Below are 12,909 nucleotides of genomic sequence, written 5' to 3'. Positions count from 1 at the left end.
GGGTCGCTGCCTCCCCGGCGCCGTTGTGGCTGCTCGACGAACCGCTCAACGGCCTCGACAGCGACGCCGTTTCGCGGCTGGAAGCTCTGGTCGAAACGCACCTCGCGCGGGCGGCGGAGTCCTTGCCGCCTCCCACGGCGCACTCGGCGGCAGCTGGGCGAAGCTGGAGCTTGGCGCGTGATCGGTGCCCTCATTGCACGGGACGTGCGCCGCGCGATCGGTGGCGCGGCCTGGCTTCCGGTCGGCTTCTTCCTGGTGGTTGCGACGCTCGTGCCATTCGCAGTCGGTCCGGACCCGCGGCTACTGGAGCGGATCGCTTCCGGCGGCTTGTGGATCGCGGCTCTAACAGCGGCGCTCCTCCCCATCGAGCGGCTCGTCGAGCCTGATCGAGCCAACGGCGTTCTCGACCAGCTCACCATTCGCGGTGTTTCGGAGGAGGCGGTCGGCGCGGCGAAGGTCGGCGCGCATTGGCTGACGTTCGGGCCTCTGCTGCTTCTGGCGGCGCTGCCAAGCTCGTTCATCCTCGGCATCGCGCCGCAGGCGCTCGGGCGGACGATGATCGCCCTTGCCATAGGCACGCCCGCACTGGCGGCGCTGGCGGTGATGGTCGCTGCGTTGACCGCGGGATTGCCGAGGGCCGGAGCCTTAGCCGGCATCCTGCTGCTGCCGCTGGCCGTGCCGTTGCTGATCTTCGGCGCTGGCGCGTCGGGCGATGATCAGTCCGGGGCGCTATTGCTGGAAGCCGCCGTATCGCTGCTGCTGGTTGCCGCCGCCCCGTTCGTCATCGGCGGCGCGATCCGCGCGTCGCGAACCTAGGGACCCCATCAACTCTTAGGGCACCCTTAGCGCGACCACCTCGCGAAGATCGCCGTCGGCAGGAGCAAGCCGCGCGCCTCTTCCCGCACCGACATCTCGCCGGCCTCGACCGTTCCGCCGAGATCGCCAAACGTCTGCCTGACTAGCTCGCCGATCGCGAGGGCGGACATCCGCACCGCGTAAACGGTCAGCACCAGGTAACGGCTGTTCTCATCGAGCAGCTTTCGGCAGTCGCTGAGCAGCGGAGCAAGATTCTCCTCCAGCCGCCAGACCTCACCGGTCGGACCACGCCCGAACTTGGGCGGATCGAGCAGGATTCCGTCGTAGCGGCGCTCTCGCCGGACCTCGCGAGCGGTGAACTTGCTGGCGTCATCGACCATCCAGCGGATCGGCCGGTCGGCGAGGCCCGACAGCACCGCATTGGCCTTGCCGCCTTCGACCGACTTTTTCGACGCATCGACGTGGACCAGTCGCCCGCCCGCTTCGCTGAGGATCAGCGAGCCGACACCGGTGTAGCCGAACAGGTTCAGGATATCGGCATCGCTGGATCGCTCGCGCATCCAGTCCCACTGCGGCGCCATGTCGGGGAAGAAGCCGAGGTGCCGGAACGGTGTCAGGGAGGCATTGAATCGGACCGGGCCCGCGACAGCTCCCATTGCACCGGAACCGGCCGGTGCTGGACCCAGCGCCCGCCGCCGTCCTCGTCGGAACCTGGGACAAAGGTCGCGTCAGGGTCCCACTGCTCGCTTGCCGGCTGCCACATCGCCTGCGGCTCCGGGCGAACAACCGTGATGCGTCCGTAGCGCTCCAGTTTCTGTCCGTTGCCGCTGTCGATCAGGCCCCAATCCGGCCATGGTTCGGCAACCAAAGTCTCGAGTTGCATCAGGCAACCGCCGCGAGGCGCGCTCCAACCGAGGCGATTGCAGTCCGCCCGTCGACGAGCGCTGCGCCGGCTGCCCTGGCCGCACCGATGTCGACGTTGCGCAAATCGGCCAGCAGTTCGTCGAGCGTCAGAATGCGGCCGAATACCTCGATCGAACGCGCCATCTGGTCGGCGCGACCTTGTGGCGTTTCGAGTGCCATCAGGACGCCCGCTTCCATCTGGGCCTGCGCCCGACGGACCTCAACATGGGTCAATGTTTCGATCGTGTCGGCGAGCACCTCCCGCGCCGAGTTCATCGATTCCACGGCCCGGTTGCGGTCAGCGGCGCAACCGATGGCGACGACGCCCGTGTCGGCGAACGCCTGGTTCCAGGCGCCGATCGAGTAAGCGAGTCCGCGCTCTTCCCGCAATTCCTGGAACAGCCGCGAGGATGTCCCGCCGCCAAGCGCTTGTACGAAGACGGCGAGCGCCGGCATCCGCGGGTCCGAGGCGGCGAGGCCTGGCAAGCCGAGGCACCAGTGCGCCTGCTCGAATTCTCGCCGGTCGTTGCGGAGACCGCCGGTGAACTCCGCGCTTCCGATTGGCGTGCCTGCCTTGTCGGCCATGTCGCCGAACAGCCGCTCGGCGAGCTTCAGGACCTCGTCAGGGTCGACCTTCCCGCTGGCCGACAAGATCAGGCGTGAGGGCACGAGCTCGCCGGTCATCCACGCGACGCAATCCTCGCGCCCGATCCGCTCCAGGCTTTCCTCACGGCCGAGGATGGATCGGCCGAGCGGCTGGTTCATGAACGCCGCCTCGAACAGATGGTCGTTGACCAGGTCTTCAGGCGAATCGATCGTCTCGCCGAGCTCGGACAGGATCACGTCCTTCTCGCGCTCGACATGCTCGTCGCTCATGTGCGGAGCGCGGATCAGGTCGGCGAGCAGTTCGGCCAGAAGCGCGGTGTCCCGAGCCAGCACGCGGCCGTGGAACGTCGTCTGGTCGCGCGAGGTCCAGGCGTTCATGTAGCCGCCGACATCCTCGATCGCCTCAGCGAGTTCGCGTGTGTTCCTGCCCCCGCCCCTTGAACACCATGTGCTCGACAAGGTGCGCGAGGCCGGAGCAATTCTCCGGCTCCGACCGCGACCCGACCATCGCGTAGACGCCCAAGGCCACGCTCTCCGCCCCTGCGATCGGATCGACCGCAACGGTCAGGCCATTGGCAAGCCGATGCATCGCCGCGCTCAAACCTGCGGCTCCTTCTTCCAGCGCGACCGGAGCGCCAGCGCATAGATGATCGTCGCGATCAGCGCGAAAGCGAACCACTGAATGGCGTAGGACCGGTGATTGTTCGAGATCGACGCGAGCGACGGTGGGGCAACGGCTTCCAGCCCAGGCGGGCCGTCGCGGCGACCAGCCGCAGCCTCGTCACATTGTCCGGCGCGATGATCCCGCTGACCGGGCCGCCGCTCCAATTCACCGCCGCGTTGGGATCCTTCGACCAGCCCACTGCGACGCTCATCCCCGGACCTTCGGCGCCCGTTGCGCAGTCTACGATGTGGACGAAGCCGGGCTCGCGGGATGTCGCCCCTTCGCCGGGCACTGTGCGCTTGCCCGTAGGGCGAAGGCAGATCCCCGTGGCGTGCCGGAACAGCGGCAGCTGCGCGTCCTTCATCGGCAAGGTCGGGAAGGCGATCGGCGGCAGCTTCTCCGCTTCCGCATATTGATTGAGCAGGCCTTCCTTCCACTTGGCGCGCTGAAGCTGCCAAACGCCAAGGCCGATCATCACGGCCACCGCAGCGGCGACGATGAGGGTCGGGATTAGGGGAATTCTCCGGGTCATGACACGATCTTACCTTCGCGGGCGCGATGGCGGTATTCCTGTGCGATCAGCCAGGACTTGGCGAGGCGCAGGCCGCCGACCGTCAAAGCGAGGCCGACCGGAATCCAGACCAGGTGAACGTACCAGGGCGGCGAGACCTTGAGGTCGAAGACGACGGCGCAAACCGTCAAGATCGCGCCGACGATCAGGATCAGGAACGCGGCGGGCCCGTCGCCCACGTTGAAGCTGTCGAAATCGAGGCCGCAATCCCGGCAGGTGGCCGCGAATTGAACCGGCCCCTTGTACAACCGTCCCTGCCCGCAGCGCGGGCAGGTTCCCTTGAGGGTGTTGGCCAGTGGCGATGGTGGATTCACCTCGCCCATGTCCGGTCACCCGCGTGCGGCGCGCCCCAGCCGCCCCATACGTAGATCGACACGAACAGGAACAGCCACACGACGTCGACGAAGTGCCAGTACCAAGCCGCCGCTTCGAAGCCGAAGTGCTGCTTGGGCGTGAAATCGCCCTTGTAGGCGCGGATCAGGCAGATCGTGAGGAAGATGGTACCGACGATCACGTGGAAGCCGTGGAAACCGGTCGCCATGAAGAAGGTCGAACCGTAGATCGTGCCGCCGTTGGCAAGCTTGAACGCGAACGGAGCGTGCATGTACTCGTAGGCCTGGATCCCGCTGAACAGGATGCCGAGCAGAACCGTCAGGAGCAGACCGAGCTTCAGCCCTTCGCGATCGCCGTGGATCAGCGAATGGTGCGCCCAGGTCACCGTCGTGCCTGAGCAAAGCAGGATCAGGGTGTTGAGTAGCGGGAAGCCGAACGGGTCGAGCACTTCCTGGCCCTTCGGGGCCACTGGCCGCCAATCACTTCCGCGGTCGACGGGAACAGCGACGCGTCGAAATAGGCCCAGAACCAGGCGAGGAAGAACATCACCTCGGAGGCGATGAACAGGATCATTCCGTAACGCAGGTGAAGCTGCACGACCGGCGTGTGGTAGCCCTGGTGTGCTTCGCGGATGGTGTTGGACCACCAGCTGTACATGGTGACCAGGACGCCAGCGAGGCCGAGGAAGCCGACGGTGGAGCCGTACGGATTGTCGTGCATCCACATCACCAGCCCGCCGAACAGAGCGAGCGCCGAGAATGAGCCGATCAGCGGCCATGGATCGGGATCGACCAGATGGTAATCGTGATTCTTGCTTGCGGCCATTGCGCGGGCTTCCCCTCGTGTTCTTTGCTTGCGGCTCTAGCGGGACGTTTCCGGCTTTTCCACCGGGTAAAATGTGTAGCTGAGCGTGATCTCGTCGATGTTCCTGGTGTCGGGGTCGTCGAGGATCTTCGGATCGACGAAGAAGACGACCGGCATGTCGACCGACTGGCCGGGCTTCAGCGTTTGTTCGGAGAAGCAGAAGCATTCGATCTTGGAGAAATAAGGCCCCGCAATTTCCGGCGTGACGTTGAACACCGCTTGGCCCGTCGTCGTCCGCGCGGTCAGGTTGGTGGCGCGATAGAGGATCTGCGTCCGCGCCCCGGGGCGACGCGCACCGTCTCCTGCACCGGTTCGAACTTCCACGGCAGGTCCTGGTTGATATTGGCATCGAAGCGGACGCCAATCTGGCCGGCCACCGCTCCCGGCGCCTTTTCGGCACGGAGCGGGGTCCCGTCAAAGCCGGTCAGCTGGCAGAAGGCGCGGTAGAGCGGCACCGATGCGAAGGCGAGCGCGAGCATCGCCAGCGCGGCGAAGGCCATGATCGCAGCCGTGCGCCCGTTCTTGCTAGCGACGGCCGTCACTTGTTCAGGCCGATCTTGGCCACGGTGATCAGGAACAGCAGGATGACGAAGGCGCCCAGCAGCCAGGCCATGAGCCGAGCCCGCTCGCGCTGGCGACGGAGCAGTTCGTCTTCGGGATGCGGGTTCATGCAGCCACCCAGCGGTCCACCACCACGGCGGTGAACAAGGCGAAGAGATAGAGGATCGAATAAGCGAACAGCCGGCGCTCTGGCTTCATGCCTGCCGGCGTATCCGCCTTGTTCGCGAACACTGCGACCGCCAGCACGAGGAAGACCGCGCTGAGCACGACGGCGGCGACGCCGTAGAGCGTGCCTGTCAGGCCAAGCGCCCAGGGCGCGACAGCGGCGCCTGCCACGGTCAGGCTGTAGAGCAGGATCTGCAGGCGCGTGTTCTGAATGCCCGCTACGACCGGTAGCATCGGCACGTTCGCAGCTGCGTAATCGGAACGGACGAACAGCGACAACGCCCAGAAGTGCGGCGGCGTCCACAAGAAGATGATCGCGAACAGCAGAGCGGGCAGCAGGTCGATCTGCCCGGTCGCGGCAACCCAGCCGATCAGCGGCGGAAAGGCGCCGGCGGCTCCGCCGATGACGATGTTCTGCGCCGTTCGCCGCTTCAGCCAGACGGTATAGACCAGGACATAGAAGAGAATCGAAATCGCTAGCAGCAGCGCCGCCAAATGATTGGTCGCAAGGTCCATCAGGACGACCGAGAAAGCCGACAGCCCGACACCGAAGTGAAGCGCCGTCTGCCGGTCCATCCGCTGCGCCGGAAGCGGGCGATTGGCGGTCCGCCGCATCTTCGCGTCGAGATCTGCCTCATACCATTGGTTGAGCGCCCCGGCCGCTCCGGCGCCGAGGGCGATGCACAGGATCGCGGTGAAGCCGAGCACCGGTGGAAGCATCTCCGGCGCTGCCAGCAAGCCGCACAGCCCGGTGAACACCACCAGGCTCATCACGCGCGGCTTGGTCAGCGCGACGAGATCGCGCCAGTCGGCGGGCAGGGCAGGTTGCGCAATGGTGGGGGTCATGACTCGGCTGGGGCTATAATGAGGGAACGCGTGGACTGGAACCCTCTGCGCGGCCCGCTACCCTAGGACCATGCTGACCCGATTCGCCTTTGCATTGAGCCTGTTGCTCGTCGCCCCGGCCGCCGCCCAGGCGCCCGCGTCCCCTCCGCCGCTACCGACATCGTCAAGGTCGCCCTCGACACCAGCGCCGGACGCATCGTCCTCGCGCTCGACCGCGGCCATGCACCGGTCACCACCGACAACTTCCTCCGTTACGTCGATGCCGGGCGTTTCAACGGTGAGAGCTTCTACCGGTCGATGAAGTTCACCGACGGTGGCGGCATCGTCCAGGGCGGGATCACCACCGACGCCCGCAAGCTCTACCCGCGATCGCGCACGAACCGGTCAGCAAGACCGGCATTAAGCACGTCACCGGCACGGTTTCGATGGCTGCCTTCTCCCCGGCACCGCCAAGGCGGACTTCTTCATCCTGCTCAGCGACATCCCCTCGTTCGACGCAAGCTTCGCGGCGTTCGGCCATGTGGTCGAAGGCATGGACGTGGTGAAGGCCATCCAGGCCGCGCCGACCTCGCCGACCAAGGGCGAAGGGGTGATGAAGGGCCAGATGCTCGAGCCCGTTGTGAAGATCACCAAGGCATCGCGGCTGGCTAACTAGCCGGCTTCGCCTCTTCTTCCTCGATGATGGTCTGCTCGCGCCCGGTGCTCCCGGACTGCAGGGAGGCCGGGGTAACGATGATCACGCTTCCGGGTTTGAGTACGGACATCACGTCGTGGCGGAACATGACCGGCGTCTCAAACCGTTTGCCCTCGCCGGGGACGACCTCCATCCCCTCGCCCTCGCCGCCGAACTGAACCTTCAGCCATTTCTGACCGCTCTCGTCCCACGAGCGCATGACGTAGGCCATCGGCCGCGTCTCGCCGGTCACCCGCACCGGGGCGGATCCGATCTCGATGCCGTTGCGCAGCACTACCGCCCGTCCATCGGCAATGCTGACCACGACCGAGACGATGCTGTCGTCATGGGCCGGCGACCGCTCCGGGTGCCATTCGTAGGGCGCCCTCGCGATGGGAATGTCGGGTCCGGGCGCAGCGGTCGACGCGAGAGAGGGAGCGTCCGATCCCGTCGGAGCGGTCGGCACACTCGTGATCACCACGGTCATTCCGAGTTCGGTCGCCCCGAACAGCAAAGCCGAAAACCCAGCCGGAAGGCGAATGCAGCCATGCGAGGCCGGATAGCCGGGCAAATTCCCGGCATGCAGCGCAATGCCCTTCCAGGTCAGCCGCTGCATGTTGGGCATCGGCGCATTGTTGTAGGTCGAAGAAAAGTGCGTCTTGATCTTCTGCAGGATGGTGAAGACGCCGAGCGGAGTTTCGTAGCCCGGTTTTCCACTGGAGACCGTCGACGCCGCGATCGGCACGCCGTTGCGGAACAGGATCGCGCGTTGGGAAGCGAGGTTGACCACTAGCAGCATGCCCCGGACGGGCTCAGCTCCGGCGCCCAGACATATTCGCCGTTCTTCAGCTGCGCAGCGACTTCCAGGATCGGCCGATCCTGCCGTGCAACCTGCTGCGCGGACGCGGGAAGGGCGAGGCACGACGCGGCGACAGCGATGGCGGCAGTACGGAAGAATCTCATCCAGCCATCAACCTTGCTGACGGGCGCAATTCCATTCGGGAAATTCCCTAGTTCAGGCGATGGCTGCGCTGGTCTAGCGGCAGGAATAGGTGGAAAGCGGACATTCGACCACGCGCTCACCAAACGGCGTCTAGAACCTCGACTGCCGCACGTTGCATTACCGGTTCGTTCCGCGATTTCACCTCAGGGCCGACTCGTTCTGCGAACCGCATGAAGGTGTCTTGGTCACGTTCTTCCAATGCAGTGCATACTTGTTGTATTTCTGCGGCGCTTAACGTTTGCCAGCTTGCAACGAGGTTTTGCTCCCACTGCGTCCCGTGCCGTTCAACGGCCCCATCAATGGCCTGCGCAAGCTTTTCTCGCCCTCTGGAGCCATCCCGTGCCGCTGCCATGCTAACCGTTTGCGTCCGTTCAACGGCCATCGTGAGCATCGACCTGTACTGCTCTCTCGGTTTGAGCGCCTGAACAAGACCTTGGGCATCATTGGTGGCACAGCGAGGTGAATGACCGCAGCCCCGAGAGCAACTAATGCGCTTACGATGAGAATGGGACGCTTCATACCAAGAACGCTACCGCTGGATAGTTTCGGCACTCTAAACAAGGCTTAATGTCTGCTTTGGGTTCGTAAAAGCAAAAGGCCCCGGTCTCCCGGGGCCTTTCTCTTTTCCGGCTCGATCCGCCTAGCTGATCTTCGGCAGCGTCGAGAACTGGTGGAACGGCGGTGGGCTGGACAGCGTCCATTCCAGCGTCGTCGCGCCTTCGCCCCAGGGGTTGTCCGGCGCCTTCTTTCCGGCCGCGAGCGACCAGATCAGGTTGACGAAGAAGATCCCCATCGCAGCGATCGTGACCATGTAGCCGTAGGTCGAGATCGTGTTCCAATGCTCGAAGGCCGGCGTGTAGTCCGGGATACGGCGCGGCATGCCGTCGAGGCCGAGGAAGTGCTGCGGGAAGAAGATCATGTTCACGCCGATGAACATGATGAAGAAGTGCAGCTTGCCGAGCAGCTCGTTGTACATCTTCCCGCTCATCTTCGGGAACCAATAGTAGAAGCCGGCGAAGATCGCGAACACCGCGCCGAGGCTGAGCACGTAGTGGAAGTGCGCAACCACATAGTAGGTGTCGTGCATGTAGTTATCGACGCCGCCGTTCGCGAGGACGACGCCGGTGACGCCGCCGACCGTGAACAGGAAGATGAAGCCGATCGCCCACAGCATCGGCGTCTCGAAGGTGATCGAGCCGCCCCACATGGTGGCGATCCAGCTGAAGATCTTCACGCCGGTCGGGACCGCGATGATCATCGTCGCGGCGGTGAAGTACATCTTCGTTTCCATGGTCAGGCCAACCGTGAACATGTGGTGCGCCCACACGACGAAGCCGACCACGCCGATGGCGACCATTGCGTAGGCCATGCCGAGATAGCCGAACACCGGCTTGCGGCTGAACGTTGCGACAATCTGGCTGACCATGCCGAAGCCCGGCAAGATCATGATGTACACTTCGGGGTGGCCGAAGAACCAGAACAGGTGCTGGTAGAGGACGGGGTTACCGCCGCCAGCCGGGTCGAAGAAGCTGGTGCCGAAGTTGCGGTCGGTCAGCAGCATGGTGATCGCACCTGCAAGCACCGGCAACGCCAGCAGAAGCAGGAAGACGGTGACCAGGATCGACCACACGAACAGGGGCATTTTGTGCAGGGTCATGCCCGGCGCACGCATGTTGAAGATGGTCGTGATGAAGTTGATCGCGCCCAGGATCGAGCTGGCGCCCGCGAGGTGGAGCGAAAAGATCGCCATGTCGACGGCAGGTCCCGCGGACCCGCTGGTCGATAGCGGTGCATAGACCGTCCAACCGGTGCCGGCGCCGAGGCCGGTGCCGCCGGTGACGAAGGTCGAGCCGAGCAGCAGAAGGAAGGCGGGGACCAGCAGCCAGAAGCTGATGTTGTTCATGCGCGGGAACGCCATGTCCGGCGCGCCGATCATCAACGGCACGAACCAGTTGCCAAAGCCGCCGATCATCGCCGGCATGACCATGAAGAAGACCATGATCAGGCCGTGCGCGGTGATCAGCACGTTCCAGTGGTGAAGCTGCTCGTCGATTCCCGATGCGGTGCCGGCGCCGATCGGCCAGGCGTGATTCAGATACTGAATGCCCGGGTGCATCAGCTCCATGCGCATGATGCCCGAGATGCTGCCGCCGATGATTCCCGCGACGATCGCGAAGATGAGATAGAGCGTGCCGATGTCCTTGTGGTTCGTCGACATGAACCAGCGGACGAAGAAGCTCGGCTTGTGATCGGCATCATGATGAGCGTCGTGCGCTTCGTGAGCCTTCAGTGCGGTAGTGGCCATAATACTTTGCTTCCGCTCTTAATTCTGGGCCGTCGCGGCCTGGTTGGTGGCGGGCTGCGGCGCAGCCGGTTGCGCTTCGGCGGAGGCCGCGGCCGGCGTCGCCGCCGGAGCGGCGGCGGGCGCTGCGGCCGGCTTCGCGCCGGGCATGGTGCCGCCCTTGGAAGCGACCCAGGCGGCGAACTGTTCCGGCGGAACCACTTCGACCGCGGTCGGCATGTAGCCGTGACGCGCGCCGCACAGCTCGGTGCACTGGCCGAAATAGACGCCCGGACGATCGACCTTGACCCACATCTGGTTCACCTGGCCGGGGTTGGCGTCGATCTTGCTCCAGAAGGCCGGGACCCAGAAGGCGTGGATCACGTCGTTCGAGGTGACCAGGAACTTCACGACCTTGCCGGCCGGAATGACCATCCGCTCATCGACCGCGAGCATCGGCGGACCGTCCTTGTCGGTGCGATAGCGGTCGCCCGGCTTGACGTCCTTCTGCTCCTTCAACTGGTTCGAAACGATCTCGAACCCGCCGTTGTCCGGATAGGAATAGGTCCAGAACCACTGGTTGCCGACGACCTTCACGGTGAGGTCGGCGGGCGGCGGGTTGTATTGCTTGCTGAGAAGACGCATCGACGGGATGGCGATGGCGACGAGGATGAGGACGGGAACCAGCGTCCATACCACCTCGAGCACGGTGTTGTGCGAGGTGCGCGAGGGGGTCGGGTTCGCGCCACGGCGGAACTTCACCAGGGCGAGACAGAGCAGGCCAAGGACAAAGAGGCTGATCACCACGCAAAGAAGCAGCAGCCAGTTGTTGTGAAAGTTCGCGGCATAGTGGCCGATGTCGGTCACCTGCTCCTGGATGCCGATGCCGGATTTCCGCGGAACGCCGACCTCGGTCGGGGCCGCATGGCCCGGGCCCGTCGCGGTCATCGCCACAGCCTCGGGATTGGCGGGGGCCGTCGAGCCGCCAGGCGCATTCGCAACGGTCGGCTGGGCCGCCGCTTCCGCAGCGGTTGCGGCCTGCGGCTGGGCCGCTTGCGGGCTTTGGGCCGCTGCAGGTGTTAGTCCGGCGGCTGCCAGGGCAATCGCCCATGCAATCAGTTTCATTTTCACCCCGGTGAACTTGGGTTGGGGACTAAGAGCACCGCGACCGGGCCCCTTGAATCAGCGGCCTTATAGGCACGGCTTTTCGCTCTCTCAAGCGCCTCATCCAATGGTGTTGAAGCTGTTGCGTGCGAAGCCTATTCACGCGCTCGGTCCGAACGGCGGAGCATTCATGACCGAAGACGAAGTCCTTGCGGAATTCAGGGCGGCCGACGCGCTGCTCGAAGGGCATTTCATCCTGTCCTCCGGGCTTCGGAGCCCGCGTTATCTGCAATGCGCCCGCCTGCTGATGGACCCGGCGCGGGCCGAGCGGATCGCCGTGGCGCTGGCCGACCGCCTTCCCCAAGCGACCCGCGACGCTATCGACATCGTCGTCTCGCCGGCCATGGGCGGAGTGATCATCGGCCATGAAATGGGACGCGCGCTGGGCAAGCCCGCAGTGTTCGTCGAGCGGCCCGAAGGCAGCTTCGAGCTGCGCCGTGGCTTCCGGATCGATCCGGGGGCCAAGGTGCTGATGGTCGAGGATGTCGTCACCACCGGCCTGTCGTCCCGTGAAGCGATCAGGGCGATCGGAGAGGCTGGCGGCGAAGTGATCGCTGCTGCGTCGATTGTCGACCGGTCGGGCGGCGGCGTCGATCTCGGCGTGCCCTACACCTCGCTGATCCGCATCGACGTTCCGACGTATGAGGCCGACTCTCTTCCACCGGAGCTTGAGGCCATACCGCGATCAAGCCCGGGAGCCGCGCGGCGGCGTGACGGGCGAGCTGCGCTCCAATTCGCTCAGGCTGGGCGTCAACATCGATCACGTCGCGACCATCCGGAACGCGCGCGGCGGCGATCATCCCGACCCGGTCCGGGCGGCGATCCTCGCCGCTGATGCTGATGCAGACGGCATCACGGCCCACCTGCGCGAAGACCGCCGTCACATCACCGACAATGACATCGAGCGGCTGATGGCCGAGATCGCCTTGCCGCTGAACCTGGAGATGGCGGCGACCGAGGAGATGCTCGGCATCGCGCTCCGCCATCGCCCGCACGCGGCGTGCATCGTGCCCGAAAAGCGCGAGGAGCGAACGACGGAGGGCGGCCTCGATGCCGCCGGCCAGAACGAACACCTCGCTTATTTCGTGGAAAGCTTAAGCGCCGCGAACATCCGCGTCAGCCTGTTCATCGAGCCATCCGAGGAGCAGGTCGCCGCCGCCGTCCGTCTCGGCGCGCCGGTCGTCGAGTTTCACACCGGCCGCTACGCGCACGTCGAGGGGGAGGAACGCGCCGCCGAGCTCAAGCGGATTGCCGACTGCGCGGCGCTTGCGGTCAAGAACGGGATCGAGCCGCACGCAGGCCACGGCCTCACCTTCGACAATGTCGTGCCCATTGCGGCCATCCCGCAGATCGCCGAGCTCAATATCGGCCACTTCCTCATCGGGGAGGCGATCTTCACCGGCCTGGATGCCAGCGTCCGCCGCATGCGCGAGCTGATGGACAGCGCGCGCTAGGATGC

The 12,909-nt window shown here is 65.1% G+C and carries 14 protein-coding genes and 5 pseudogenes; 5 read left to right on the top strand and 14 right to left on the bottom strand.

The genetic code is table 11. The features are described 5' to 3' along the window. The first annotated feature begins 177 nt into the window (after window positions 1-177). Window positions 178-816, top strand: a complete 639-nt coding sequence (locus H9L15_RS05325; protein WP_187715432.1) for a heme exporter protein CcmB — start codon at window positions 178-180, stop codon at window positions 814-816. A gap of 26 nt (window positions 817-842) precedes the next feature. Here H9L15_RS05325 and H9L15_RS05320 read toward each other — a convergent pair. From H9L15_RS05320 to H9L15_RS05290, 9 genes and pseudogenes are all read right to left on the bottom strand, one after another. Then, window positions 843-1,699: pseudogene (locus H9L15_RS05320) on the bottom strand (class I SAM-dependent methyltransferase). Then, complete coding sequence (locus H9L15_RS17125; RefSeq protein ID WP_262984923.1) at window positions 1,699-2,703, bottom strand: M16 family metallopeptidase; 1,005 nt, start codon at window positions 2,701-2,703, stop codon at window positions 1,699-1,701. Before H9L15_RS17125 ends, H9L15_RS05320 begins: the two are co-directional and overlap by 1 nt. A gap of 25 nt (window positions 2,704-2,728) precedes the next feature. Next, window positions 2,729-2,926, bottom strand: coding sequence for an insulinase family protein (locus tag H9L15_RS18635; RefSeq protein ID WP_262984922.1), 198 nt, complete (start codon window positions 2,924-2,926; stop codon window positions 2,729-2,731). Between the two features lie 58 nt (window positions 2,927-2,984). Next, on the bottom strand, window positions 2,985-3,521 hold the full coding sequence (locus H9L15_RS05310; protein WP_317617589.1) for an SURF1 family cytochrome oxidase biogenesis protein: 537 nt from the start codon (window positions 3,519-3,521) through the stop codon (window positions 2,985-2,987). After that, complete coding sequence (locus H9L15_RS05305; protein WP_187715431.1) at window positions 3,518-3,883, bottom strand: DUF983 domain-containing protein; 366 nt, start codon at window positions 3,881-3,883, stop codon at window positions 3,518-3,520. The genes H9L15_RS05310 and H9L15_RS05305 overlap by 4 nt, the downstream gene beginning before the upstream one ends. After that, window positions 3,871-4,718, bottom strand: a pseudogene (locus tag H9L15_RS05300) (cytochrome c oxidase subunit 3). The gene H9L15_RS05305 and the pseudogene H9L15_RS05300 overlap by 13 nt, the downstream one beginning before the upstream one ends. Window positions 4,719-4,754: 36 nt before the next feature. Further along, a pseudogene (locus tag H9L15_RS05295) lies at window positions 4,755-5,257 on the bottom strand (cytochrome c oxidase assembly protein). Between the two features lie 38 nt (window positions 5,258-5,295). Beyond that, window positions 5,296-5,427, bottom strand: a complete 132-nt coding sequence (locus H9L15_RS18630) for a hypothetical protein (RefSeq protein ID WP_262984921.1) — start codon at window positions 5,425-5,427, stop codon at window positions 5,296-5,298. Continuing rightward, on the bottom strand, window positions 5,424-6,329 hold the full coding sequence (locus H9L15_RS05290; protein WP_187715430.1) for a heme o synthase: 906 nt from the start codon (window positions 6,327-6,329) through the stop codon (window positions 5,424-5,426). Before H9L15_RS05290 ends, H9L15_RS18630 begins: the two co-directional genes overlap by 4 nt. Before the next feature lie 81 nt (window positions 6,330-6,410). Between H9L15_RS05290 and H9L15_RS19400 the strand changes: the two are divergent. Beyond that, a pseudogene (locus H9L15_RS19400) lies at window positions 6,411-6,632 on the top strand (peptidylprolyl isomerase); the annotation flags it as partial. A gap of 34 nt (window positions 6,633-6,666) precedes the next feature. Here H9L15_RS19400 and H9L15_RS19395 read toward each other — a convergent pair. Next, a complete protein-coding gene (locus H9L15_RS19395) occupies window positions 6,667-6,849 on the bottom strand; it encodes a hypothetical protein (protein ID WP_317617588.1) in 183 nt (60 codons plus the stop codon). Between H9L15_RS19395 and H9L15_RS19390 the strand changes: the two genes are divergently transcribed. Beyond that, window positions 6,796-6,984, top strand: coding sequence for a peptidylprolyl isomerase (locus H9L15_RS19390; RefSeq protein ID WP_317617634.1), 189 nt, complete (start codon window positions 6,796-6,798; stop codon window positions 6,982-6,984). The genes H9L15_RS19395 and H9L15_RS19390 overlap by 54 nt on opposite strands. On the opposite strand, the gene H9L15_RS05280 is transcribed toward H9L15_RS19390, so the two are convergent. From H9L15_RS05280 to coxB, 4 genes are all read right to left on the bottom strand, one after another. Next, the gene (locus H9L15_RS05280) at window positions 6,977-7,801 is read right to left on the bottom strand and encodes a L,D-transpeptidase family protein (protein WP_187715429.1); all 825 of its coding nucleotides are present in this window, start codon (window positions 7,799-7,801) and stop codon (window positions 6,977-6,979) included. The two genes, H9L15_RS19390 and H9L15_RS05280, sit on opposite strands and share 8 nt — an antisense overlap. Further along, on the bottom strand, window positions 7,792-7,965 hold the full coding sequence (locus tag H9L15_RS05275; protein ID WP_187715428.1) for a hypothetical protein: 174 nt from the start codon (window positions 7,963-7,965) through the stop codon (window positions 7,792-7,794). The genes H9L15_RS05280 and H9L15_RS05275 overlap by 10 nt, the downstream gene beginning before the upstream one ends. A gap of 680 nt (window positions 7,966-8,645) precedes the next feature. Further along, a complete protein-coding gene (gene ctaD / locus H9L15_RS05270) occupies window positions 8,646-10,310 on the bottom strand; it encodes a cytochrome c oxidase subunit I (RefSeq protein WP_187715427.1) in 1,665 nt (554 codons plus the stop codon). Window positions 10,311-10,328: 18 nt separating this feature from the next. Then, window positions 10,329-11,411, bottom strand: a complete 1,083-nt coding sequence (gene coxB / locus H9L15_RS05265; RefSeq protein WP_187715426.1) for a cytochrome c oxidase subunit II — start codon at window positions 11,409-11,411, stop codon at window positions 10,329-10,331. A 169-nt stretch (window positions 11,412-11,580) separates the two neighbouring features. On the opposite strand from coxB, the pseudogene pyrE reads away from it, so the two are divergent. Further along, a pseudogene (gene pyrE, locus H9L15_RS05260) lies at window positions 11,581-12,164 on the top strand (orotate phosphoribosyltransferase). Window positions 12,165-12,172: 8 nt separating this feature from the next. Continuing rightward, window positions 12,173-12,904: a pyridoxine 5'-phosphate synthase gene (locus H9L15_RS05255; RefSeq protein ID WP_223276649.1), complete on the top strand. Its 732-nt coding sequence runs from the start codon at window positions 12,173-12,175 to the stop codon at window positions 12,902-12,904. Window positions 12,905-12,909: the final 5 nt, after the last annotated feature.

Origin of the sequence: Sphingomonas daechungensis, from assembly GCF_014489495.1 — a bacterium.
In the GTDB taxonomy this organism is placed as follows: domain Bacteria; phylum Pseudomonadota; class Alphaproteobacteria; order Sphingomonadales; family Sphingomonadaceae; genus Sphingomicrobium; species Sphingomicrobium daechungense.
The sequence above is the reverse complement of the archived record's forward strand: the minus strand, read 5'-3'. Positions and strand labels throughout refer to the sequence as shown.

Bases quoted from the DNA above. Each gene is read 5' to 3' on its own strand.
- H9L15_RS05290 (WP_187715430.1), bottom strand. From the start codon at position 6,329: ATGACCCCCACCATTGCGCAACCTGCCCTGCCCGCCGACTGGCGCGAT.
- ctaD (WP_187715427.1), bottom strand. From the start codon at position 10,310: ATGGCCACTACCGCACTGAAGGCTCACGAAGCGCACGACGCTCATCAT.
- H9L15_RS19395 (WP_317617588.1), bottom strand. From the start codon at position 6,849: ATGGCCGAACGCCGCGAAGCTTGCGTCGAACGAGGGGATGTCGCTGAG.
- H9L15_RS05280 (WP_187715429.1), bottom strand. From the start codon at position 7,801: ATGCTGCTAGTGGTCAACCTCGCTTCCCAACGCGCGATCCTGTTCCGC.
- H9L15_RS05275 (WP_187715428.1), bottom strand. From the start codon at position 7,965: ATGAGATTCTTCCGTACTGCCGCCATCGCTGTCGCCGCGTCGTGCCTC.
- H9L15_RS18630 (WP_262984921.1), bottom strand. From the start codon at position 5,427: ATGAACCCGCATCCCGAAGACGAACTGCTCCGTCGCCAGCGCGAGCGG.
- H9L15_RS17125 (WP_262984923.1), bottom strand. From the start codon at position 2,703: ATGAACGCCTGGACCTCGCGCGACCAGACGACGTTCCACGGCCGCGTG.
- coxB (WP_187715426.1), bottom strand. From the start codon at position 11,411: ATGAAACTGATTGCATGGGCGATTGCCCTGGCAGCCGCCGGACTAACA.
- H9L15_RS05310 (WP_317617589.1), bottom strand. From the start codon at position 3,521: ATGACCCGGAGAATTCCCCTAATCCCGACCCTCATCGTCGCCGCTGCG.
- H9L15_RS05305 (WP_187715431.1), bottom strand. From the start codon at position 3,883: ATGGGCGAGGTGAATCCACCATCGCCACTGGCCAACACCCTCAAGGGA.